The sequence below is a fragment of the Aeromonas sp. 600282 genome, from assembly GCF_049175755.1.
GTDB lineage: Bacteria > Pseudomonadota > Gammaproteobacteria > Enterobacterales > Aeromonadaceae > Aeromonas > Aeromonas veronii_A.
Window position 1 is genome coordinate 17,893 of sequence record NZ_JAAKVR010000008.1, and the last position, 25,018, is coordinate 42,910.

A 25,018-nucleotide genomic window follows, 5' to 3' on the forward strand; every position below is an offset into this window, starting at 1 on the left:
TTGGTGGGAGTTCTATGAGTCTTTATTATGTTAGGGGTATTTGGGATGCTAGATATTTTTGGCAGCATCTCGCTTTATCGGATCTACGCTCTCGTTGGCGGCGGTCTTTTTTCGGTGTATTATGGTCATTTATTCAACCTTTAGGTATGACATTATTAATATCTATAGTTTTTAGTAAAATGTTTAATACGGACATAGTGACGTATGCACCCTATATTTTGTCAGGAATTATAGTCTGGGATTTTGTAGTAGCCAATACCATTGGTGGTTCACTTGCGTTTGTGCAAGCAGATGCCTACATTAAACAATGCAAGCATCCATTAGCAATATATACATTACGAACTGTCTTGAGCAGCATTATAGTACTTGCACTTGCCAGTTTGGCTCTATTTGCTTGGTCAATAGTTGTATTGCCACAAAATATAAATATAACCTGGCTAGCCACCTTAACTGTTTTCCCAATATTGGCACTTATTGCATGGCCATTATCAACATTACTAGCCTATATCGGGGTTAGATTTAGAGATGTACCACATGCGATGGGATTAGTCATGCAAGCGATATGGTTTATCTCTCCGGTATATTTCGAAGAACGTATGTTCCGTTCTGGCGGATTGGATTGGCTAGTCGATTACAATCCTGTGTATCATGTATTACAAATTATAAGAGCACCACTACTAAAAGGTGAGTGGCCGAGTCTGGAGAACTATACATTTAGTCTGATAACTGCTGCTTTCCTATTTTTGCTTGCGTGGCTGATTGGCCGAAATGCAGAGAAAAAAGTGATCTTCTACCTATGAAAAAGAATAAAATTAAACTTGAGAATGTTAACCTTCATTATGCATCAGTAGCTTACAAAGAGCGGTCACTAAAGTCTCTTTTCTCTGCTGCTTTTAAAAAAGGAAAAGCAGAGCGTTCTGTCTCTGATATTCATGCATTAAAAAATATTACGCTAGAAATAAATAATGGAGAGAGGGTCGGGCTCTTAGGGCATAATGGTGCAGGAAAAAGTACATTTCTTAAAACGGTGGCAGGTCTCTATCCTATATCTAGTGGTAAATTAATTGTTGAAGGGCAAGTTCGTTCTCTTTTTGATTTGAGTCTAGGTTTTGAACCTGATGCAACAGGCCGAGAGAATATTCTCTATCGTGGTCTTCTGCTTGGCCTCTCTCCGACTTTTATGAAAGAGAAAGAAAATGAGATCGTTGAGTTTGCTGGTTTGGGTGAGTTTATTGATTATCCAATTAAAACTTACTCTGCAGGCATGCAGGTAAGACTAGCATTTGCTATATCCACAGCAGTTGGTGGCGATATTTTGCTCCTAGATGAAGTGATTGGTGCTGGTGATGCTCAGTTTATGGCAAAGGCTAAAAGCAGAATAATGAGTTTGATTGAGAATGCTGAAATACTAGTTTTAGCATCACATGATTTCAGCGCATTGAAAAATATTTGTTCAAGAGGGATTGTATTTCATCATGGTGAATACATTTTTGATGGCCCCATTGATGATGCGATCATTGCCTATAAACGAGTCAATAATCTGGATTTAGCATGAAAAATCGAGTGTTGTGGCTGCTTAACCATTCAACATTAAGAAACTTTGAAATACCTCAGCTAATAGAGTTTGGTATTGAAGAAATATATCTTCCAAAAAAGTTTCCATATGATGAGGGAAATTTATCGGCAAGTATTACATTCGATTTTGACGATAAATTGACTATCCCTAGGCATGAACTTGATATTTTAAATGAACAAAATTGGTATGAGTCGCCCAGTAAAAACGCTTGGGATATTGTCAATAAATATTTTGATTATGCGATAATTGGCTTCTTCCCAAAGCAAATTAAGTCAACCATTAAAAATTTTAATGGTGCCGTCATTCTTCGTGTATTTGGATTATCTAAGGGATACAATTATTCTTCTTTACTAAGAAGTGAGTGTGGAGATAATGTAGTATCAACGATTAAATCGATGGGGAAAAGATTCTGGTTTGGTTGTGGCTATGAGCATATTTCCGATGTAGAAATGCCATATTTAGCAAAGCGCTCATGCTATTTGCCTGTTGGTTTAAAAGGTAAATATCAACCTAATAATTGGACTGGAAAAAGAAAGACGATACTATTTGTCTGTCCTAGAATAGGAACATCTCCATACTTTAAAAGTATTTATGAATCCTTTGTTCGTGATTTTAAAGAGTTTGATTATATCATTGGTGGTGCGCAGCCAATAGCTGTTAATGATAAGAAAGTACTCGGCTTTGTATCTAAAGAAGAGCACTCTGATAACATGCAACAATGCAGCGTTATGTTTTATCATTCCACTGAACTAAATCATATACATTATCATCCCTTTGAAGCTATACAAGCTGGTATGCCATTAATATATATGGCTGGGGGAATGCTGGATTTGATGGGTGGCGGGGATTTACCTGGCAGATGTGAAACAATTGCAGAGGCTAAGGCTAAGATTAGAAAAATTTTAAATGGCGATGAACAGTTAATCAATGATATTAGAAAAACACAGCATGTGCTTCTTGAGCAAATGATGCCAGAGTATTGTGCTTCAATATGGAAAAGAAACTTTAGCCTTGTCGTTGATGGATTAAAAGAGCATCGCCTCCAGCAGAAAGCTCGCCCTACATATATTACTAGAAAAAAGCGAATTGCTGTAATTGTTCCGATTGAGTATCGAGGGGGGAGTCTGCGAGGCGCTAAGCTTTTAGCTGATGCCATATTACTTGGTAGTCAACAGGCTAATGAAGAATGTGAGGTCGTTTTTGCGCATCCAACAATTGATGAATTAGAGCATGCTAATGAATTGCGGGATTTAAATCCAAAAATTCAAAGGAGAAGCTTCTATTGGCAACATCTTTCTAAAGATGATGCTACACGTGCTATGCAGTATGCTGGTCATGATGGCTGGTGTGCCGTAGATGAATCATATATGGTGCCCAATGACAGCATCAGTAATTTCTATGATTGTGATATTTGGGTTTTCGTTTCCGACAGGCTGGACAAAACGCTGCTTCCAGTAAGACCGATAGTATTGATGGTATACGATTATTTGCAGCGATATGTTTCAATTTTGCAAGGAGGTGCTGATCATCCCTACTTGAAAGCAGCAACACAAGCTGAGCGAGTCTTGGTTACTACTGAGTTTACTTGCCGAGATGCGCAACAATATGCTGGTATTGAGTCTGACAGAATTGCTAGGTTACCTATGTTGGCACCTGACTTTTCGTTTTCAGATGAGCAGCAAAAAGCTGTTGGCGATTATTTCATTTGGACAACTAATCTCAGTCCACATAAGAATCATCTCAATGCTGTCAAAGCATTAGAAATTTATTATAATCAGCTAGCCGGTTCTCTTACATGCTTTATTACTGGAGTTAATACTCAGAGTATAATGGAAAGTAAACTTTCATATTTGAGCGAGTTTGTGAGAACTGTTGATAATAGTGAGTCATTGAAACGTAAGATAAAATTATGTGGTGAGTTATCCGATTTAGAATATAAAAAAGCACTAAAAAAAGCAGCATTTATATGGCATCCTGCGCGCATTGATAATGGTACCTTTTCGGTTATTGAGGCTGCCTATCTGAATATACCTGCACTCTCCTCTGATTATCCGGCAATGCGTGAAATAGATAGACAGTTTTCACTTAATTTAACATGGTCTGATGCAAACTCGCCGGAGCAAATGGCTTGGCAGCTAAAATATATAGAAGAGCAAGCTTTGCATCTTCGAAAAAATTTGCCTAGTAAAGATATACTGAAAGAACAACGAGCGAAAAATCTGGCTAAGCATTATTGGGGGGTAATACGCGAATGTCTGTGAGAAAATTTGGAATTTATCTTTGCTATGCCCCATCTGTTGATTTACGAAAGGAGGGACTTGGTCGTTACTTGGCTGCCTTTCTTAAAGGTGCTGCAGCACGTGATGATGTAAAGTTTACCTTGGTTTGTCCTAGTTGGTCTACGAAAGATCTATATGACCTTTTTGATAGTGAGAATGTACCACATGACAGTTTTTCGATTCGCTCGCCAGATAAAAGACCACTTTTACTGGATCTTTACCATTGGTACATTAACCGTAAAACGAAAAGACAAAAAAGAAAAACACTCAAATCGTTTTTACTGGAGTTGGTTGCTAGCTTGAAGGAAAATATTTTCCATTATGTGGAAAAGCGTTTGTTAAATGCATACACAAAATTGGATCTGATCCTTTTAGGCATTGAAGGGAGTTTGTTATTTCTGCTGGCTTTAATCATTTCCCCATTATTTTTTATTTTTTCGTTTCCTTTTTTATTGGCGTTCTTTTTTATTCGTAGATTGAAACTAATTGTGCTGGGCAGGTTTTCCAAGTACATAGGCCGTTTCATGAAAATGATTTACTCGCCTAAAGATGATGGATTTGTATTGCGTCTCTACCGTAACATGGAGTTGGTGGAAGGGAAGCGTATAAGCGCATTAATCGATAGTATGCATGATATATCTGCATGGTATTGTCCAACAGCCTATTGGCCTGAGTTTAACAAGATCGATTCCCCTCGATTAATGTGTGTACCTGATGTTGTTTTACGAGAGTTTCCCGTGGCCTTTTCTCAAATTGGTGGTGATAGAACTCTATCGACGTTTAAATTGTTAGAAGAGGCTATCAGAACAGGGGATCACTTTGTAACTTATAGTGAAGTGGTAAAATGGAATACACTTATTGATGGCTATCAAGTATCAATGGACAAGGTGTCTGTAGTACATCACGCCGCTAATAAAGTTGATAGCTTCATTAATATTACTGGTCTACCAGATAATGAAGAGGCAACTACCCATTATGCCAAGTCGTTACTCATGTCCGCTATTCGCAAATCGAATGAGCAGAATTATGTTTCAATATTTAAAAATAAAGATGTAGAGTTTGTTTTTTATGCTAGCCAGATCAGGCCAAATAAAAACATAATAAGTTTATTCAAAGCGTATGAGTATCTTTTACGAAAAAAATTCGTTCAGCACAAACTGATCGTTACCGGCAGTGTTAGTGTTATGCCTGAAGTAAAAGAATTTGTTATTAGTCACAATCTGCAACACGAAATTTTATTTCTGCATGGACTAACAATGCAAGAGCTCGCAGCTTGTTATAAATTGGCAAGTTTGGCAGTTAATCCAAGTCTAAGTGAAGGTGGGTGTCCATTTACATTTACTGAGGCGTTATCTGTTAATACACCAGTTGTTATGGCTCGTATTCCTGTAACTGAAGAAATTCTTACTGACCCTGAGTTACAGGAAATGACATTTTTTGATCCATATGATTGGAGAGATATGGCTAAGAGAATAGAATGGGCACTCCACCATAAGGACATCTTACTACGAAAACAGTTGCAGATATACGATCAGTTATCAATGCGTACATGGTCTGATGTTGTAAATGAGCATATCGATATACTTGAGCGTATTAGTTGCTTGGAGAAATAATGTGGTAGATTCAAAGAAGTTGGCCATTTTAGGATGTGGTGGACATGCAAGAAGTGTGGCTGATGTAGCATTGTCGTTAGGATTTTCAACGTTATGCTTTATTGATGATAATGCAAAACCTGGCGAGAGTATTTTGGGTTATCCAGTTTTTCCTTCATGGGATGTAATCTCTCCCGATGAGTGGATTTTTTTTTCTGCAGTAGGTGATAATCATAAAAGAAAGTTACAGTTAGAGATATTGGGGAAAATGGGGTGGCAAGTTGCCACCTTGATTTCTGCCACAGCCACGATTGGTATTAACTCTATCATAGGTAAAGGAACATTCGTCGGTCATCATGGGCACATTGGTCCTTCAGTTAAAATTGGTGAGGGATGCATTATCAATTCAGGTGCAATAATTGAACATGACGTCTGTGTTGAGGAATTTACGCATGTATCGGTCAACAGTACAGTGGCAGGTTCAGTTAATATTGGGACGTTATGTTTTATAGGTGCTGGCGCGACTATAATCAACAATATTACTGTTCGCGACGAGATTACTGTTGGTGCCGGTGCGTGTGTTGTAAACACTATAGATCAGCCCGGAATTTATTTGGGTGTGCCAGCAAAGAAATATAAATAACATCTTGGGGCGAGATATGCATCTTACGGATGATGATTTTTTAAAAACAATAAAAAACACCCCCTTAATCTCGATTGATCTGGTGATTTCTGATAGTTCAGGGCGATATCTTCTCGGTCTCAGAAGAAATAGACCTGCAGCCGATCATTGGTTTGTTTTGGGGGGCAGGATAAAAAAGGGAGAAGCTATATTAGATGCCTTTAAAAGAGTTGCTGAGAATGAGCTTGGTGTGACGTTACAGAGTTCGAAAGCTAAATTTATTGGAGTCTACGAGCATTTTTATAAAGATTCTTTTTATGACGTTATGACTCCAACTCACTATGTTGTTTTAGCGTATTCAATAGAACTAGACCATGATATAAATTCATTCTCTGTTGCTCAGCATTCAAAGTATAAATGGTTTGATATAGTAGACCTTCTTGCATCACCAGATGTTCATCAATACACAAAGAACTATTTTTTAGATAAGGGCTTGGAAGATAATGAAAATTCTTCATTTTTTTAAAACATATTATCCAGATGCTTACGGTGGTGTGCAACAAGTCATATATCAGCTTGCGGAAGGTGCAGTAAAAAGAGGGCATGAGGTTGATGTATTATGCTTAAGTGCTGAGAATGCTGGTCGAAATTTTAACATCGCTAATCATAGTGTGCATGCTGCAAAAGAAGATTTTTATATAGCTTCGACTGGTTTTTCATGGTCTGCGATTGTCGAATTCAGGCGACTGGCTGAGAAAGCTGATATTATTCATTATCATTTTCCGTGGCCCTATATGGATCTCGTTCATTTTTGGGTTAATCCTAAAAAGCCGACAGTGGTCAGTTACCATTCTGACATTGTCAAACAAAAATACCTGCTACAACTTTATAAGCCATTGATGATGTCTTTTCTAAATAAAGTTGATGCTGTGGTCGCTTCTTCACCCAATTATGTCAAGACCAGCCCTGTTCTCTCTAGCCTAAAAAAGGATGTTGAGGTGATACCATTCGGTCTGGAAAAGGTATCTCCAAGTTATGCAGAACTATCGTTATCGAATAAATGGAATGATAAAATAAAAGGGCGTTTTTTTCTTTTTATCGGATTTTTACGATATTATAAGGGGTTGTCATTTGTCCTTGATGCTATGCGTGGACTTGATTATCCTTTGATAATAATTGGTGAAGGCCCATGTGAAAAGGAGTTGAAGTCTCAGGCGGATAAGTTAGGATTAAAAAATACGTTGTTTGTTGGTCCAGTAAGTGACGCTGAAAAAAATATTTTACTGGAGTTATGTTACGCTGTGGTATTTCCATCTCATCTGCGTTCTGAAGCGTTTGGTATGACTTTGTTAGAGGCATCAATGTATGGTAAGCCAATGATTACTTGCGAAATTGGTACAGGCACTACATATATAAATCTGCATGGTGAAACCGGCTTGGCAGTTGAGCCTGCAAATAGTGAGGCTCTCTCATCTGCAATGAAAAAGTTATGGGATGATCAAGATGAAGCTGAGCGTATGGGGAAAAATGCAAAGGCTAGATTTGAACATAACTTTACTGCCGACGTCATGATTGATAAATATATGACGTTATATGAAAAGGTTATCTCAAATTATTATTCATCTTGAAATGCCTATCTCAAACTGTATGTCCATACCTAGAATTCTTGTCACAGGTGCCAACGGATTTGTAGGCAAGGCGGTCTGTGAACACTTGCTGGCGCTGGGGGCGAATGTTAAAGGAGCGGTGCGAAGTCACCCGCTGGCTTCTTACCATGTTCAGGCTCCCTCTCTGACTGCCGATGCAAACTGGACAGCCCAATTGCAACAGGTGGATGTGGTTGTTCACTGTGCAGCCAGGGTGCATGTGATGTCGGAAACCGCGACAGATCCTTTGGCGGCTTTTCGAGCGGTGAATACAGAGGGCACCCTCGCTCTTGCTCGACAAGCGGCTGAGGCAGGGGTGAAGCGCTTCATCTTTATCAGTTCGATAAAAGTGAATGGCGAGCAGACCGAGCCTGGCAATCCATTTGATGAGAATGTGCAAAGTCCGCCAGAAGATCCCTATGGACGCTCGAAGTATGAGGCGGAACAGGGGCTGATGGCACTCGCGAAAGAGTGTGGTATGGCTGTAACCATCATTCGTCCTCCTCTTATCTATGGAGAAGGAGTGAAGGCTAACTTTGCCAGCATGATGACCTGGGTGCGCAAAGGGATCCCGCTCCCTTTTGCCCGTTTGACCAATGCGCGTAGCCTGTTGGCGTTACCTAATCTGTGTGACTTTATTGCCCATGCGATGGCGCACCCGGCTGCAGTGAATCAGGTCTTTTTAGTCGCAGATCCTGTCGCAGTGTCGACGTCTCAGTTGTTGGCGGCGATTGCAGAAGCAGAAGGCGTTAGCTGTCGGCTCTTTTATCTCCCACCAGGAGTAATAAGAGTGCTTGGACGCTGTTTGGGGATTGATGCCAAGCTACAACGGATTTATGGCTCTCTGGAAATGAATACCCGCAAGGCTCAGAGCCGATTACAATGGTCGGCACCCTATTCGCTCTCTCAGACCTTATCTCTGATGGCGTCAATCCATAGTGAGTCGTCTTGATGCTGGCATTTGTTTTGTTGTCGATATTTTGTCTTTTTCTTTCAATTACCATGACCGGCCTGCTCAGGCGCTACGCCCAGACCCGCTTGCTTGACCAACCCAATCATCGCAGTTCGCATCAGGTGCCTACCCCGAGAGGCGGTGGCATGGCTATCGTGGCGACCTTTCTGCTGGCAGCCCCGTTGTTTGTTACCCTGATCCCACTGCCCGCCGGCATATCCCAGAGCAGCTTTGCATTGATATGGGCTGCGGCGCTGGGCATTGCATTGGTTGGTTTTATCGATGACCACATCTCTCTCAAGCCTCGAACCCGCCTGATTGTGCAGAGCATGGCGGCCGCTTTGGTGGTTTCTGCGGTTAATGGTTTGCCAGCGCTGACCTTCTTTGGTTGGCAGCTCGATCTGGCCTGGTTTGGTTACCTGCTGGTCTGGCTGGGGGTGATCTGGTTTATCAATCTCTACAACTTTATGGATGGCATCGATGGCTTGGCGGCAGGTGAAGCCGTTGTCGTCTGTCTGTTCATGACGTTATTTCACTATCTGGTTGGGGGGGAGTGGTCGTCTGCCAGTTTGATCCTGCTACTGGGGATTTCGGCGGCTGGCTTCTTGTGCTGGAATTTTCCGCCCGCCAGGATCTTTATGGGGGATGGTGGCAGCGGTTTTCTTGGCTTGATGCTGGCTTCCCTGATGCTGCTGGATGCCGCTTCTGCGCCTCAATTCCTGTGGGCATGGCTCGTCATGCTCGGAGTCTTTGTGGTTGATGCGACCTGGACGTTACTGAATCGCTATCGTCTGAAATGTCGTCTGAGCGAGGCGCATCGTACTCATGGCTATCAATATCTGGCGAGACGTTGGCAAAGTCATCGAAACGTGACCTTGGCTGTGCTTGTTTTAAATAGCCTCTGGCTTGCGCCGATCGCTGTCATGATTGTATTGGGCCAGCTCGATGGTGTGATCGGTCTGGTCATTGCCTACTTGCCGTTAGCCTTTCTTGCGTATCACCTGAATGCAGGAGTACCAGAATGAGAAATGAGCTTTTACCCGGAGGGGGCTGGCTACTGAGTTGCCTGGGCTCCCTATCACGAGCCAGTAAGCGTGTCATCTCTGTCGCCGTTGATATGCTCTTGATCACCATGACCTATTGGGGAGCGTACTGGATCCGGCTTGAACATAACTGGCCCATCGATAGCCCTCATCACTGGGCACTCCTTGGCGCAATTATCGTTGTCAGCATCAGTTTGTTTGTACGGCTGGGGCTCTATCGCGCAGTACTCCGATATGTCAGCTTTCGGGTCTTATGGACAATCTCGCTAGGCGCATTTCTTTCAACCTGTTTCTTTGTTCTCTCTGCATTTTACTTTGATATCTTTCTGCCCAGAACGGTATCTGTTATCTATCTCTCCTTTTTGGTGCTGCTGGTTGGTGGTGTGCGGCTGTTTTTCCGGGCGCTGCTCAATACCACCCGTCTGGCTCGTACCCAGGTGTTGATCTATGGCGCGGGTTCTTCGGGTCGACAGCTTCAAATGGCCTTGTTGCAAGGTAATGAGTTTTATCCCGTCGCCTTTATTGATGACGATCCCGCCAAACAGGGATGCGTGATCCAGGGCTGTACCGTTTATCACAGTGCTCAGTTGCCAGCCCTGATTGACCACCATGGGGTACAGAAGATCTTGCTGGCTATGCCGAGCAGCACCAGAGCGCGTCGTCAGGAGGTGATCAATGCACTTGAGCCCCTCTCTTGCGAAGTACTCTCTATCCCGGGAATGGCCGATCTGGTCAATGGCTCGGCTCGCATAGATCAGCTCAATGAGGTTTCCATCGACGATCTGTTGGGCAGAGATCCGGTAGAGCCGGTGACAAAATTAATGGAAGCCAATATCACAGGCAAAGCGGTCATGGTAACCGGTGCCGGTGGCTCCATTGGTTCTGAGTTATGTCGCCAGATCTTGCGGTGCCGACCGTCCACCTTGGTTCTGTTCGAGCTATCTGAATATGCTCTCTATGCCTTAAATAAGAATCTGCGTGAACAGTGTCAGCGCGAGCAGATCGAAACAGAGCTGGTGCCGTTATTGGGTTCAGTACAGCGCCAGCATCGTCTAAAAACGGTGATGCAGAGCTTCAGGATCCAGACCGTCTACCATACCGCGGCTTACAAACATGTCCCGCTGGTCGAGTTCAATATCATTGAAGGAGTACGTAACAACGTATTCGGCACTCTTTATGCGGCACAGGCGGCCATTGAGGCAGGGGTGGAAACATTCGTGCTGATCTCTACCGATAAAGCTGTGCGGCCAACCAATACCATGGGGGCCAGCAAGCGTCTGGCCGAATTGATCTTGCAAGCCTTGACCCGCGAGAAGCACAGCACCCGTTTTTGTATGGTGCGCTTTGGCAATGTTCTTGGATCTTCCGGCTCAGTGGTGCCGTTATTCAGACAGCAGATAGATAAGGGGGGGCCTATCACCCTGACTCACCCCGATATCATCCGTTACTTCATGACGATACCTGAGGCTGCCCAGTTGGTGATCCAGGCCGGCGCCATGGGGGAGGGGGGCGACGTCTTTGTGCTCGATATGGGGCAACCGGTACGGATCATGGAGCTGGCCAAGCGCATGATACGCCTCAGCGGCCTGACACTGCGTGATGAGCAGCGTCCCGATGGTGATATCGCCATAGAGGTGACGGGGTTGCGGCCGGGCGAAAAGCTCTACGAAGAGTTACTGATTGGTGATGATGCCAGAGGAACCGAACACCCCAGGATCATGGTGGCACAAGAGAGCTGGCTGCCCTGGTCCCGACTGCGCCCCTTGCTGGCCTCGCTGGATGATGCTTGTCACCGTTTTGATCAACAGCAAGTGCGCGAGATCCTGATGCATGCTCCTGCTGCATTCGAACCGACGGATGGTATCTGTGATCTGGTGTGGCTAGCGAAGCAGCAGCATACAATAACGGAGAACATCGTGAAGCTACCAGTACACAATGTTAATTTTTTGCTGGCTAGAAATTGAGTTACCTGTTTCTATAATGAGGCAACTTGGATGCGATTAGGCCTGGTTGTGGCATTTTATCGAGAATATGCCGCAATTATTACTAATGTTAGTATTCTATTATTTGAAAAAATGGTGACCATTGGGTTGGTTTTTTTTTGCGAGGGGGTAATTAGTCATCTACTCGGTGTGTCATTATATGGAAAATGGCTATATTCGCTCAATGCCGTCATTTTATTGTCATCAGTTACATTGATTGCCGGCTCGGAAGTTGTTGTTCCGGCATTAGTTCGGCATCCTCATTTGCGTTGGAAGATACTATCTTCAGTATTTGTTTTTCGTCTACTTTTCGCTTTGGTTGCTTTGCTTGTCACATTAGTCTACGCAAATTTTATTGTCGCAGATCAAGATGTAAGATTAATGCTGATGCTATTGGCACTGGCGCTCATTTTTAATGAACCATTTTCAGTAATAGCCAACTACTATCAAGCCACCACAAATATAGGTATTGTTGTAGCGATTCGTCTTGCAATTTTATTATTAAGGGTGCTTTTGGTAAGCCTCGCTCTTTTACTTTCATCTTATTTCATCATCTATTCAAGCAGGGCAATAGAAGCAATGTTTTTAGCTATGTCACTGTGTTGTGTTATTTATTTTAGAGGTGGCATCTGGGACTGGCATAAAAAAGTGGCAGTGGTAATGTTAAGTCGAGGTGGGGCGCTCTGGGTCCCATTAATGCTGATGCTGATTTATATGAGAATTGATCGCTTTTTCATCGAGCATTACTTAGGGTATGAACAACTAGCCATGTATGGTGTAGCTAGTCAAATGCTAGAGCAGGGCGTACTTGTACTTGGTATAGTTGTGCAGTCTATAGCCCCAATGATGTTATATGGGCGCAGAGTAAAAAAAATACATACGGTCTGTTTAGGGCTGTTATTAGTTGCATGTATCTTGCAATTAATGGGTTGGTTATGGCTACATGAAATTGTCTATTTTATCTTTGGAAAAGATTATGAGTTAGCAGCAGAATTAGCCATTATGATGTTGCCTGCGCTTTCTTTTTTCGCTGTGGATAGCGTTTTAATGCAACGGTTATACCGTGACAAAAAATATTTTTTGATAATGTGCAAGTGGTTCTTTCTCTTAATTATAAGCATGTTCAACTATTGGTTGTTGCTAAAAGTATTTCGTTCCGGTGACATTTACATCGTTTACATAACTAATGCTTTTTTGATGATGGCTGCGACGATGTCGATATACTTCATTCATCAATATAAAGGTTGCGTGTGTAAGGTCGTGCAATGATAACAATAATGACGCCAACTTATAACAGAGCATATGTTTTACCAAGGTTGTATGACAGTTTGTGTCAGCAGACAAGGCGGGACTTTGAATGGCTTGTAATCGATGACGGTAGCACTGATGGTACCGCCGAGCTTATTTTTGATTATAGAGTTAAATCTGACTTTCCAATCAATTATTTTTATAAAGAAAATGGAGGGAAGCATCGCGCTATAAATGAAGGTGTGGTTCATGCGACCGGTGATTGGATTATCATTGTGGATAGTGATGACTTATTAACTGGTGATGCTGTTGCCAAGCTATATGATGTTATGAATCATATTGGCTCGGAATTTGTTGGGATGTGTTTTAGAAAAGCAACATTATCTGGTCATATAATTGGTATCTCCGACACCGCATGGAGCAAGTCAATGGTAATGCAGCCCATCATGGCAGGGCATATATTACAAGGTGACCTGGCTTATGTTTTTCGCACTAATGTTATGCGTGAGTTTCCTTTTCCTCAGTTCCCGGGCGAAAAGTTTGTACCAGAGTTATATATATGGAATAAAATTGCCGATATAGGTAAGATAGTTTTTTATGTAGACCAAGTAATATACTTGTGTGAATATCTTCCTGATGGCTACACCTCAAATTTTAAAAAAAATCTAAGAAGTAATCCATGTGGTTTTGGTTTGTTTTATCGAGACCAGGTGATCCGAGATACTCGATTGTTCGGCAAGGTCAAAGCATGTGTCAGAAGTCTCCAGTGCATTCTTTACTGTTGGTTGAAGAAATAGCATGAAAATTGCGATGGTAATCACAGGCCTTGGTATGGGGGGCGCTGAACGACAAGTGTGCGATTTGGCAGATCAATTTATTAGGTTGGGCCACCATATATTAATTATCTCGATGACCGGTGAAATTAGCAATCGCCCACATTCGACTGCAGCAAACATCGTTTCACTGCAGATGAGGAAAACTCCATTTAGTGTTTTCAAAGCATACTGGCAGGCGATCAGGTTACTTAATCAATATAAACCGGATGTGGTGCATAGCCATATGGTGCATGCAAATATTTTTGCTCGGTTATTACGATTGTTTGTATCATTTCCGAAGCTTATCTGCTCTGCACATAGTGTTAATGAGGGAAGAGGGTGGCGGATATTGGCATACCGGCTTACCGAAAGGTTATGTGATCTTAACACAAACGTAAGCCAAGAAGCAGTTGAGGCTTTTATTAAACAAGGTGCGGTATCTGCCGGGCGAATGAAAGTCATGTATAATGGTATTGATACGGAGCGTTTTTATTTTAACGCCACAGTCAGAAATAAATTACGCTCTCAGCTTGGGATTGATGACAATAACATATTGTTAATTTCAGTAGGCAGACTGACCGCTGCCAAGGACTATACAAATTTGCTTGTTGCATTTGCGATGTTATCTTCGAGATCCAATAATGTTAAGTTGGTCATCATAGGTGAGGGTGAGGAAAAAGAATACTTAACCACAATCGCTAGCGCACAAGGGATTAGCGAGCGAGTTCATTTCTTGGGGCTGCGCTATGATGTTGAAGATTGGATGAGTGCAGCAGATATATTTGTGTTGTCATCAGCTTGGGAGGGGTTTGGTTTAGTTGTGGCTGAGGCTATGGCTACTGAGCGGGTAGTGGTTGCTACCGATTGTGGTGGAGTGAGGGAAGTGGTTGGCTCTGCTGGATTGCTTGTCCCCTCTAAAAATAGTCAGCAGCTATTTACCGCGATTGAGCAGGCTATGATGCTTTCGCCGCTTGAGAGAGAGGTGATGACTAGGGAGGCTCGGATTCGGGTTATTAGCCATTATTCAATAGAGACTATCTGTCTGCGTTGGTTAAATTTGTACCAGGACTACACATGAGCAAACATCTTTGTATGGTGAGCAATACAGCGTGGTCAATGTGGAATTTTCGCCGCGGATTATTATCTGCACTTATACAACATGGATATCGCATAACCATTGTTGCTCCACCTGATAATACAGTTTTTTCGCTCTGTGATTTGGGGTGTTCATTTATACCGTTGGCACTATCCCCTAAAGGAGTCAACCCAATTGTTGAACTAAAATTAATATTTGATTTCGTAAAAATATATAGAAAAATTAATGCGGATTTAATTATCCATTATACGGTAAAACCAAATATATATGGTTCTTTTGCTGCACATCTTTGTCGCACACCTGCCTTGGCTATAACCACTGGGTTAGGATATGCCTTTATGAATGATGGTTGGGTGCCCAAAGTAGTAAGGTTGCTTTATAAATTCGCTTTTAAATATCCTAAGCTAGTCATTTTCTTAAATGAAGATGATCGCCTTGAATTTGTATCAAGACAGTTGGTAGATGAAAGAAAGACTCTGTTACTGCCTGGCGAGGGCGTTGATTTGAGTTTTTTTTATCCTTCAGAAAAATTTGCTGAAGATGACTCGGTTAGTTTTTTGCTCATTGCGCGGTTGTTATGGGATAAGGGGATTGGAGAATATGCAGCAGCCGCAAAGCAGATTCATATTCGTCATCCAAACATAAAGTTTAAATTGCTAGGCGATGTTCAGGCTGATAACCCACGAGCGATCGGATATGCACAGTTGCATGAATGGATCAATGACGGTGTGCTGGAATATCTCGGTACTACACATGATGTTAGGCCTATCATAATGGAAAGTGATTGTATTGTGTTACCTTCTTATCGCGAAGGATTGCCAAGAACTATGATCGAAGCTGCTGCAATGGCAAAGCCAATTATTGTTACCGATGTTCCTGGATGTAGAGATGTACTGCTACATGAGAAAACCGGGTTACTCTGTCAAGCTAGAAATGTTTCATCATTGGCTGATGCGATGATGACATTCATACGAATGACTACAGCTCAAAGAACCTTGATGGGTAATGCTGGGAGGCAATTAGTTAGTGCCAGATTCGATGAGAAAAAAATCATTGGCATATATTTTGACATATTGGCTCAGCATATCGATGGCGCTCACCCCTGTGGTTGATAACTAAATGAGTATTTCATGATAAATAATAGCTATTATCCATATGGTGGTCGTTGGTATGACCTTGTACGGTTTAATTATACAATAATGTTCTTTTTTACATCCTTGGTGTCAACATTATTACCTGCATTTTTGTTTTGGGGCGAGGACTTTTGGAATTTCCTTGATGATGTAAAAATAAATTCACTTTTAGGAATCTTTATAACATGTATTACTGCTGGTTTTTTCCTGAGTCGAGTGCTTTGCTATCCTGGAGTTAATGCTTTATCTTATATGATTCCAACAGTAACCGCTGTGTATGGAATATTATTCGGTGTGTTGCTGCTGTTTCGTCTTGAGTATAGTAGGCCAGTAATTATAAGCTCGTATATATTGGTTTTAGTATCTTGCTGGCTTATTTATTACTTAGGGGCACGATCTGGCAAGGTTAAGTATTCCATCATCCCGGTTGGTAATTATCAGAAACTGTGTGCCTTGACTGCTGTTGAATGGAATATTCTTCACAAACCAGATTTTTCTCTGTTTTGTGGTAATGCCGTAGTTGCTGACCTTCACTCATCTGATTTGACGAGTGAATGGCAAAGGTTATTAACTGATTTCGTTTTGTTAGGGATACCAATCTATCACAGCAAAACTATATATGCATCATTAACAGGCCGAGTGAGCGTTGAGCAATTATATGAAAATGACTTGGGTTCCGCTATTCCCTCGTTGTTTTATTTCTTTTTAAAAAGACTAGCTGATCTTTTGGTTGTTATAATTGCACTCCCCTTTTTTATGCCGGTGTTACTTATAACAGCAATATTAATAAAGCTGGAAAGCCCTGGCCCTGTTTTCTTTAAGCAAAAGAGAGTTGGGCTGGGTAATAAAGATTTTGTAATATATAAATTTCGTAGTATGCATGACAGTTCATCATCAGACAATGCATATTTTGCTCAGGAGGTTGACAAACGGATTACTCGTGTTGGTAATTTTATTCGTAAATATAGAATTGATGAGCTCCCGCAATTCTTTAATGTTCTTAAAGGGGATATGAGCTTGATTGGTCCACGGCCTGAACAGCGTTTTTTTGTGGAGAGGTTTGAGTTTGAATTACCATTCTATATGTATCGTCATATGGTTCGTCCTGGTATAAGTGGATGGGCTCAGGTGATGCATGGCTACTCAGCTGATACAGATAGTACTCGTATAAAATTAGAATATGATTTTTATTATATTAGAAACTTTTCGCTTTGGCTTGATCTATTAATAGTAATCAAAACTATTAAAACAATGCTGACAGGGTTTGGGGCTCGTTGAGTATACGGAAATAATATATGAGCAGCTTGTATTGGATTTTATCTTCATTATACTGGTTACTTGGAGTGCATTTTTTTATGCACAACCCGGGAGGAGCAGGGCTATATCTGCCCTTTAACGCATGGGGATGGGTGTTTGCCTCGCTGGCTATTGGATTAGGATTGTGGCAAGTGACGTTACGCCAGCGTCTGCTCTTTTCTCCATTACAAGCGGGCTTATGGATAGGGGCACTCTTGCTACTGCTGCCGATGTTCTATCCAGGTTTTGCACTCAGGGATTATGCCATTCCAAGATTATTGGGGCTTTTTGCTGGTCTGCTGTTTTTATTCGGGCTCTATCAATGGCGCTTCAATCGGTTGCAGCGTGATCGCTTGCTCTATATCGTCCTGATAGCGATCGCGATGGAGGCTTTGCTCGGTCTGATACAGTTCTATCTGTTGACACCCGGTAACTGGATTGGCTACGACACTAAAACCAATCGTCCTTACGGGATCTTTCAACAGCCAAACGTGATGGCAACCTTTATGGCAACTGGTCTTGCCCTTGCTATTTGGCTGGAATTACGCCGAGAGGGTGGTCGTTTGCTGATGGCTCTGCGCTATGGCGTCATTCTATCAGCAACACTGTTGCTGGTTGTTTTGCAATCCCGAGTGGGTCAACTTGGCGGTCTGCTAGCTCTGTTTTTATTGATACCGCAACTCCATCGCCATCGAGTGCTATGGCGTATGTTGGCACTGGTTATTTTTGCGGTGGCCCTTGGCCTGCTATCACAGTACTGGATGGCAGGAGCAAAGCGCGGGTTGGAGATTTATCAATCTGGTGGTATGCGATCTATTTATTGGCCTTATGCAGCCAAGCTGATTGCCGAAGCACCATGGAGTGGTTGGGGATACGGCAGTTTTGAATCTGTTTTTCTCCATCACTACATGGCTGATAAGGCGCTGAATCCATCTATGGTGCAGATTGAGTACAATCTTGACCATCCCCACAACGAATTCCTTTATTGGGCTGTTGAGGGAGGGGTGGCTCCCATGGTTGGTATGGTGATTATGGGGGGCGCATTATTGTGGCGCCTGACGAAGGTGCGTTGGGTAAATGCCATGGCACTGCTTGCCCTGGTGACACCGATATTGCTCCATACTCAGACGGAATATCCCCTTTACCATGCAATCGTGTTGTGGTGGTTGTTGCTGACGCTGATCTATGTCGTTGACACCGAGATTGAAGAAACCCGTTTCGTGAGTTGCGGTAGCCCATCGTGGTTGGACATTGAGTATCGCCCCTGGTTGTTGCTCCGATTTATGGCAATAGCTATCCCTCTATTGATTGTCCCATTTATGCTGACAGCCCTTCATACTGCCTGGGTCGTCACCAAATACGAGCGGGGAGGTTATAAGGAGCCGACGCTCTTGCTGGAGATTATCAATCCTATGGCATGGCTGACACGAGTTGAATTTGATGTGAACTCGGTTCGTCTGATGGTCGGTTTGCAGACAAACAACAAGGATGAACTGGAAGCTTATCTGGAGTGGGGGCAGGACTTCGTACTTCATACACCACGAGCTAATATATACGCCAATATGGTGACAGCACTTAACGCTCTGGGTCGCAAAGAGGCAGCCGATACGATGCGTCTGGAAGCGCTCAGACTCTATCCTGCGGAACCTCTGCTGAGTGGCTCTGTAGCTATACCGGTGATCAGTGGTGTTGATCAATCTGCACAAAGTAATGCTCGCGCAAATTAGCGTAATTTAACAACCGGGTAAGATCGGTTATGTTAAAAAACAGATTGTTTATTTGTCTTTAGATATATGGGTTGGTGTTGTAAGCTCATGATTTTTATGGATAAAAGTTATGGCCTTTTAAGTCGTCGTTGCTGAGGAATTGCTTTGTGGCTTTTTTATTTCACCTTGATGGGTAACTGGGCGGGGGGGGGAGGGCATATCGGGTGTCACTATAAAGAGAATCTTCTGACTGCATGCAGTGGGATATTAATGAGCCCTGTAATATCTGAGATCATCATCTGTCAGATTGTATAGCAATCACAACTGAGCATTGATTTGTTATCACGCTTCGCGTCAAGAGAGTATGGTGAGTGAAAAATAAAAAAAAAGGAGTGTAAATACAGAAAACGGTATGTTGTTATCAATTGTCCATGCTATTCTGACACGGTAATCCCTGTGACCGACTTTTTGTGAGGAAATAATGAACGAGTTTCTGAAAGTTCTGCTGAACATTCGCAGTCTGCGTGCGGCTGTTCGTGAGCTGCCGTTTGAGCAACTGCTGGAAGCTAAAGAGAAGTTTGACCTGGTTTACCAAGAGCGCGCCGATTCTGTTGAACAGGAGCGTGCTGAACAGGAAGAGCGTCAGCGCAAGCTGAATGAATTCACCGAAATGCTGCAGCAGGCTGGTATTGATCCTCGTGAGCTACTGGCGACTGCCGCTGCTCCGGCTGCTGCAACTGGCGCTGCCAAGAGCAAGCGAGCTCCGCGTCCGGCTAAATACAAGTACGAAGAAGATGGCCAGGAAAAAACCTGGACCGGTCAAGGCCGTATGCCGAAAGCCATTGCTGCTCAAGTCGCATTGGGTAAAGACCTGAACGATTTCCTGATCTAATTCGTCAGGTTCAGAGATTGAATAATGCCGCCCTCGGGCGGCATTATTTTTGCCGTTTTACTCGTGGTTATCCAACCAGTATTTCCACCTCATTGTTATCTGCATTCCTCGTTTGTATCCTTTCTCTCTCGCCTTACCCGCAGTTCCTTTACTCAATATCATTCGTTGTTTACGATTAATTTTGTCCTGTGGCTCACCAAAGCGATATCGCTATTTGTATGCGTTGTGCTGATACGAGCTTCGGATATGTTTCTCACGATTCACGATTCACGATTCACGATTCACGATTCACGATTCACGGTGCGTCGTTCGGCAAGAGTAGAGCTCTCTGCTGATGGAATATCCGGTAATCGTTATCTCCGGTCAGGGGGCGTTAGGTATAGAGAGAGCCGCAAGGTATGGCCGGTATATTCAGGGTCGCCGATGCATGTAATTGGCTGCGCTGCCATGACTGCCCCTGATAATGGGCAATGAAGTTCGGCTGCAGTGTGGGAGAGGAAATTCTGTATGGTCTATGGCGATGATATTCCCCACTCTGTAGGCAGAGTGGGGGATAGCCAGGTGAAGCGCTATCGGGGCGTCACGCTATCGCTGCCACCCAGGGCGCGATAGATTTTGGCTGTGGTGGTGAGCTGCTCTTTTTGCTGTGCCAGCAGGCTCTGCTGGGCATCCCACAGTCGGTTCTGCTCATCAAGCCAAGCTTGCACGCCGGTCGCACCCGCCTGGAAGCGAGCCTTGGCCAGTCGTTCGGCCTCCCGGGCATAACTCAGCTGCTCCTGCAGATAATCGAGTCGCTGCTGGCCATAGTGGCGGGCGGCCAGATTGTCTTCCACTTCCACCAGTGCAGTGTAGAGCTGCTTGCGAAACTCGGTTTCGGCGATCTGGTAATCCAGCTCCGAGCTTTCAATGGCGAGCTGGGTGCGGTTGTATTCAAGGAAGGGGAGGGCAAGGCTGGCTCCCAGCGTACCGACCGGATTTTGCAGCACTTGCGCCAATCTATCGGATGCGGTGCTGGCGCTGCCGGTCAGGGTCAGGCTGGGGTAGAAGCTGGTGCGGATCTCATCCCCTTTAGCCAGCGTCTTGCGCAGCCGCAATTCGGCCGCTTTGACATCGGGGCGGCGGGCCAGCACATCGGCCGGAATACCCACCGCAAGTTCAGGAATGGCCTGCTTTGCAAGGGAAGCGGGTGCATACTCCAGCGGCCCGCTGCTGCGGCCCAGCAACAGACGCAGGGCATTGCGAGCCTGCTCCTGCTGCGCCTTGAGGGAGGCCAGCTCAGCCTGCTTGCCTGCCAGTTGCTGGCGTGCCTGCGCCAGATCGAGTCGGGTGATGGCGCCTGCCTGGTATTTGGTTTGGGTCAGCTGCTCGGTTCGCGTCAGGTTGGCCAGCTGCTGTTCTCCGAGTGCGATGGCAGAGCCGAGATAGCCGAGCTGCCAATACTGCTCCAGAGTATTGCCAATCAGCAGGAGTCGGGTGCTGGCGAGATCCTGCTCGCTTGCCGCCGCCTCCCAGCTTGCCTGATCTCGCACCGAGGCAAGCTTGCCCCACAAATCCACTTCGTAACTGAGGCTCAGCGAGGGGCCCAGACTGTTGGTGCCTTTGCCGCTTTTCAGATCCTTGTTGCCACTGGCTGCGATAGTGCCATTGACCGAGGGGGTGAGGTTGGTATCGGCCTGCTCGGCGCCCAGTCTGGCGCTTTTGAGCTTGAGGGCCGCCACATGCATGTCCGGGTTGGCGGCTAGAACCGCCTCGACCAATTTGTCGAGTTGGGGATCATGAAATTCCCGCCACCAGAGGCCAGCCTGCGCAGCCAGTTGGGCGCCCTCTGCTTGTTGCCATGTGGGGGCGATCGCCAACTCGGGTCTTTGATAGGTGCTGTGCTGACTACAGCCGCTGAGGGCCATAGAGAGAGCCAGCCAGGAGAGTTTGTGCATTGTTATTCCCTCGCCAGTGCGACAACAGGGTCGAGCCGCGCCGCATTGCGTGCCGGCAGGTAACCAAACAGGATCCCGATGAGTGACGAGCAGCCAAAGGCCATCAGGATGGAGAAGAGCGAGAACTGCATCTTGATGGAGTCCACCAGCAGTGCAAAGAGCGCACCAATGCCTAGCGAGAGGCCGACGCCGAAGATACCCCCCAGCAGGCTCACCATCACAGCTTCAATCAGGAACTGCTGCAAAATATCCGACTGGCGGGCGCCCACGGCCATGCGAATGCCGATCTCGCGGGTGCGCTCGACCACTGACACCAGCATGATGTTCATCACGCCCACCCCGCCGACGATCAGCGAGATCACCGCGATGGCCGAGACCATCAGGGTCATGGTGGCGGTGGTTTTCTCCACCGATTTGATGATGCTGTCGCTGCTGAAGGTGAAGAAATCCTTCACCCCGTGGCGCTTGGTGATCAGCTCGATCACCGCCTGCTCGGCCAGCGCCGGTTGTACCCCGTCCTTGACCCGGATGGTGATCTGGCTGAAGTGGTGCTGCGAGATGAGGCGACTCATCACCGCGCTGTAGGGCAGCCAGATATTGACCGACTGGCTGGTGGGGCCGAAGCCGGTCTCCTGCGAAACCACACCGACAATCCGCACCGGCAAGGTGCCGACCAGTACCACCTTGCCGACCGGCTCCTCCTTGCCAAGCAGGCTGGTGATGCTCTTCTTGTCCACCACGGCAACGGCGGCACGCTGCTGGATATCTTGCCACTCCAGTAAGCGACCACTGACCAGCGTCATCCCCTTTACCTTGAAATAGTCGTTACCGACCCCGGTCACATTGCCGCTGTTGGTCTTGTTGCGATAGCGCAACTGCCCTGAGCTGCCGATCTCGGGGCTGGCGCCCGCAAGATAGGGTTGCCCCAACAGGGCATCGAGATCCCCCTTGTTGAGGGTCTGGATGCTGGCCATCTTCTCATCGCCCCATCCTTTACCCGGGAAGATTTCGATGGTGTTGGTGCCCATCGCATTGATCTGGTCGATCACCTTGGCGCGCGCCCCTTGCCCCAGCGCCACCACACTCACCACGGCGGCGATGCCGATGATGATGCCGAGCATGGTGAGGAAGGTGCGCATCCGGTGGGCTAGCATGGCATGGATTGCCATCCGTCCCGCTTCCCGATAACGATCCCAATCGTGGCCCATGGCGCCTTTAGTGGGCGCTATTTTTTGAGGGGCTACAGCGGTGGCTGGAGCCAACACCGCCGTTTGGCAGGGGCCGCTATCTTGTTCAATCCGACCATCCTTGAGAGTGATGATCCGGTCGGCATGGCTGGCCACGTTCATATCGTGGGTGACCAGAATGATGGTATGGCCCTGAGCGTGCAGCTCCTTGAGGATCGCCATCACCTCCTTGCCGCTCTGGCTATCCAGTGCGCCGGTCGGTTCATCGGCGAGGATCACTTCGCCGCCATTGGCCAGCGCCCGGGCGATACTGACCCGCTGCTGCTGACCGCCAGAGAGTTGGCCCGGGGTATGGTGGCTGCGATCGGCCAGACCCAGTCTGCCCAGCAGCTGACGCGCACGTGCCTGGCGATCCGGGCGATTGGTGCCGGCATAGACGGCTGGGATCTCCACGTTGGCGGCGGCATCGAGGTGGGGCAGCAGGTGGTAGCGCTGAAAGATAAAGCCGAAGTGGTGGCAGCGTAGTCGGGCCAGCGCCAACGCATCCATGGTGGCGGTGTCCTGTCCGCGAAACAGGTACTGGCCGCCGCTCGGGCTATCCAGACAACCCAGCAGGTTCATCAGGGTCGACTTGCCGGAGCCGGACGCGCCGACAATGGCGATCATCTCTCCTGCCGTGATGGTGAGGTCAAGAGGGTGGAGCACGGTGACTTCGCTGTCGCCGCTCTGGTAGCGTCGCTCGACCCCTTTCAGCTGGATCAACGGCAGCTGGTTCAGGGGCTCACTCATAGCATCACCGCCATCTCATCATTGTCGGCGGGGGCACCGTGATTGAGCTGCACCTCCTCCTTCTCACTCAGCCCGCTGATCACCTCAATGCGGATCTCATCCTTCATACCAGTCTTGATATGGCGGGTTTCGGTTGTTTCATCGTCCTTGATCAGGGTGACTTCATACTCGTTATCACCCAGCGACTTGCCGAGGGCGGTTTGCGGCACAGTGAGCACCTGCTTGCGTTCGCCGAGCACTATGGTCACCTGGGTGGTCATTGCAACCCGCAGGGTATGGTCGGGATTGGGTACATCGAACAGGGCGTAGTAGTAGACAGCCGCATTGCTGGTGGTGGTGCCGGTGGTGGCCTGATCGTTGATGTTGGTAGGCGCTAACTCCACGGCGCGAAGCGTACCCTGATAGCGGGTATCCGGGTCGCCGATCAGGGTGAAGTAAACCGGCATGCCGGCTTTGACCTTGGTGACATCAGCTTCGGAGATCTGCGCCTTGACCGTCATGGTCTCGAGGTTGGCCAGCTTGAGCACGGTCGGCACCGTCTGGCTGGCTGCCAGGGTCTGGCCCTGACGGGTCACAATGCTGATGACGGTGCCATCCATCGGCGCCAGGATCTTGGTGTAGCCCAGCTCGGTCTTGGCCCTATCAACCTTGATCAGGGCGTTGTCGATATTGGCCTGGCTGTTTTGCAGTTCGGCGCGGGTGACTGCCAGCAGTGCCTCGGCACTCTCCAGATCGGCCCGTGAGCTCGCCTCCTGCTTGAACATCTGCTGCTGGCGCCGCCAGGCGAGCTCGTTCTGTTTGAGTTGCGCCTGCTTGATCTTGAGCTGGGCGCGGTTGCTGGCAAGCTCCGCCTCGGCCGTCTTGAGGTTGTTCTGGGCAATCAGGGGATCGATCTCGGCCAGCAGGTCTCCCTGCTTGACTTGATCACCGGCCTCTACGGCCAGCTTGGTAACCTGACCGGAGACCTGGGCCCCCACATCCACCTGCTCTACGGCCTGCAGCACGCCACTGGCCAGTACGGTCTGGGCGATATCCTCGCGGGTCACTTGAGCGGTCAGCATCGCCTTGGGTGGTTGACTGGGCCAGAGCAGCCAGCCGAGGAGCACCACGGCGATCAGAATTGTGATGGCCAGGGTTCTCTGCTTGGGGGTTATGTTCATCGGTCACCTGAATGGAAACGGAAAAGGTTGTGCGCGGCGATTATCCTGCAGCAAAGCCCTGATAAATAAC

General features: G+C 46.2%; 20 protein-coding genes. 17 read left to right on the top strand and 3 right to left on the bottom strand.

Annotation, left to right across the window (positions count from 1 at the left end; all coding sequences use genetic code 11):
- Positions 1-14: 14 nt before the first annotated feature.
- The 17 genes from G5137_RS09425 (at position 15) to G5137_RS09505 (ending at position 19,878) form a co-directional block, all read left to right on the top strand.
- Positions 15-800: an ABC transporter permease gene (locus G5137_RS09425; protein WP_108539995.1), complete on the top strand. Its 786-nt coding sequence runs from the start codon at positions 15-17 to the stop codon at positions 798-800.
- Complete coding sequence (locus G5137_RS09430) at positions 797-1,555, top strand: ABC transporter ATP-binding protein (protein ID WP_108539993.1); 759 nt, start codon at positions 797-799, stop codon at positions 1,553-1,555. The genes G5137_RS09425 and G5137_RS09430 overlap by 4 nt, the downstream gene beginning before the upstream one ends.
- Positions 1,552-3,837, top strand: a complete 2,286-nt coding sequence (locus tag G5137_RS09435; protein WP_421255279.1) for a glycosyltransferase — start codon at positions 1,552-1,554, stop codon at positions 3,835-3,837. The genes G5137_RS09430 and G5137_RS09435 overlap by 4 nt, the downstream gene beginning before the upstream one ends.
- A complete protein-coding gene (locus G5137_RS09440; protein WP_421255280.1) occupies positions 3,828-5,468 on the top strand; it encodes a glycosyltransferase in 1,641 nt (546 codons plus the stop codon). The genes G5137_RS09435 and G5137_RS09440 overlap by 10 nt, the downstream gene beginning before the upstream one ends.
- Positions 5,440-6,090: an acetyltransferase gene (locus G5137_RS09445; RefSeq protein WP_421255281.1), complete on the top strand. Its 651-nt coding sequence runs from the start codon at positions 5,440-5,442 to the stop codon at positions 6,088-6,090. The genes G5137_RS09440 and G5137_RS09445 overlap by 29 nt, the downstream gene beginning before the upstream one ends.
- Positions 6,091-6,106: 16 nt before the next feature.
- The gene (locus G5137_RS09450) at positions 6,107-6,595 is read left to right on the top strand and encodes a GDP-mannose mannosyl hydrolase (RefSeq protein WP_421255282.1); all 489 of its coding nucleotides are present in this window, start codon (positions 6,107-6,109) and stop codon (positions 6,593-6,595) included.
- On the top strand, positions 6,573-7,697 hold the full coding sequence (locus tag G5137_RS09455; RefSeq protein WP_421208013.1) for a glycosyltransferase family 4 protein: 1,125 nt from the start codon (positions 6,573-6,575) through the stop codon (positions 7,695-7,697). The genes G5137_RS09450 and G5137_RS09455 overlap by 23 nt, the downstream gene beginning before the upstream one ends.
- A gap of 19 nt (positions 7,698-7,716) precedes the next feature.
- Positions 7,717-8,667, top strand: coding sequence for a UDP-glucose 4-epimerase family protein (locus tag G5137_RS09460; protein WP_421255326.1), 951 nt, complete (start codon positions 7,717-7,719; stop codon positions 8,665-8,667).
- A complete protein-coding gene (locus G5137_RS09465) occupies positions 8,667-9,692 on the top strand; it encodes an MraY family glycosyltransferase (protein ID WP_216954282.1) in 1,026 nt (341 codons plus the stop codon). The genes G5137_RS09460 and G5137_RS09465 overlap by 1 nt, the downstream gene beginning before the upstream one ends.
- Positions 9,689-11,674 carry a polysaccharide biosynthesis protein gene (locus G5137_RS09470; RefSeq protein WP_421208014.1) on the top strand — a complete coding sequence of 662 codons (1,986 nt, stop codon included), beginning with the start codon at positions 9,689-9,691 and terminating at the stop codon, positions 11,672-11,674. The genes G5137_RS09465 and G5137_RS09470 overlap by 4 nt, the downstream gene beginning before the upstream one ends.
- Positions 11,675-11,704: 30 nt before the next feature.
- Positions 11,705-12,961, top strand: a complete 1,257-nt coding sequence (locus tag G5137_RS09475; RefSeq protein WP_323912956.1) for a lipopolysaccharide biosynthesis protein — start codon at positions 11,705-11,707, stop codon at positions 12,959-12,961.
- An 8-nt stretch (positions 12,962-12,969) separates the two neighbouring features.
- Positions 12,970-13,737 (top strand): glycosyltransferase family A protein, encoded by a 768-nt coding sequence (locus G5137_RS09480; protein WP_323912953.1) that lies wholly within the window; start codon positions 12,970-12,972, stop codon positions 13,735-13,737.
- Position 13,738: 1 nt separating this feature from the next.
- On the top strand, positions 13,739-14,833 hold the full coding sequence (locus G5137_RS09485; protein WP_227340921.1) for a glycosyltransferase: 1,095 nt from the start codon (positions 13,739-13,741) through the stop codon (positions 14,831-14,833).
- Entirely contained in the window at positions 14,830-15,963 is a 1,134-nt protein-coding gene (locus G5137_RS09490) for a glycosyltransferase family 4 protein (RefSeq protein ID WP_421255283.1), read from the top strand. Before G5137_RS09485 ends, G5137_RS09490 begins: the two co-directional genes overlap by 4 nt.
- Before the next feature lie 18 nt (positions 15,964-15,981).
- Positions 15,982-17,262, top strand: a complete 1,281-nt coding sequence (locus tag G5137_RS09495) for a sugar transferase (RefSeq protein ID WP_323912947.1) — start codon at positions 15,982-15,984, stop codon at positions 17,260-17,262.
- A 17-nt stretch (positions 17,263-17,279) separates the two neighbouring features.
- The gene (locus tag G5137_RS09500; RefSeq protein ID WP_323912946.1) at positions 17,280-19,007 is read left to right on the top strand and encodes a PglL family O-oligosaccharyltransferase; all 1,728 of its coding nucleotides are present in this window, start codon (positions 17,280-17,282) and stop codon (positions 19,005-19,007) included.
- A gap of 460 nt (positions 19,008-19,467) precedes the next feature.
- Positions 19,468-19,878 (top strand): H-NS family nucleoid-associated regulatory protein, encoded by a 411-nt coding sequence (locus tag G5137_RS09505; protein ID WP_216954269.1) that lies wholly within the window; start codon positions 19,468-19,470, stop codon positions 19,876-19,878.
- Positions 19,879-20,447: 569 nt separating this feature from the next.
- Here the strand turns inward: G5137_RS09505 and G5137_RS09510 are convergent.
- Genes G5137_RS09510 through macA form a run of 3 tightly spaced genes read right to left on the bottom strand, consistent with a single transcriptional unit; the run spans position 20,448 to position 24,948 of the window.
- A complete protein-coding gene (locus tag G5137_RS09510) occupies positions 20,448-21,812 on the bottom strand; it encodes an efflux transporter outer membrane subunit (RefSeq protein WP_323912944.1) in 1,365 nt (454 codons plus the stop codon).
- Between the two features lie 2 nt (positions 21,813-21,814).
- Positions 21,815-23,788 carry a MacB family efflux pump subunit gene (locus G5137_RS09515; RefSeq protein ID WP_216979164.1) on the bottom strand — a complete coding sequence of 658 codons (1,974 nt, stop codon included), beginning with the start codon at positions 23,786-23,788 and terminating at the stop codon, positions 21,815-21,817.
- A complete protein-coding gene (gene macA / locus G5137_RS09520; RefSeq protein ID WP_421205812.1) occupies positions 23,785-24,948 on the bottom strand; it encodes a macrolide transporter subunit MacA in 1,164 nt (387 codons plus the stop codon). Before macA ends, G5137_RS09515 begins: the two co-directional genes overlap by 4 nt.
- Between the last annotated feature and the right edge of the window lie 70 nt (positions 24,949-25,018).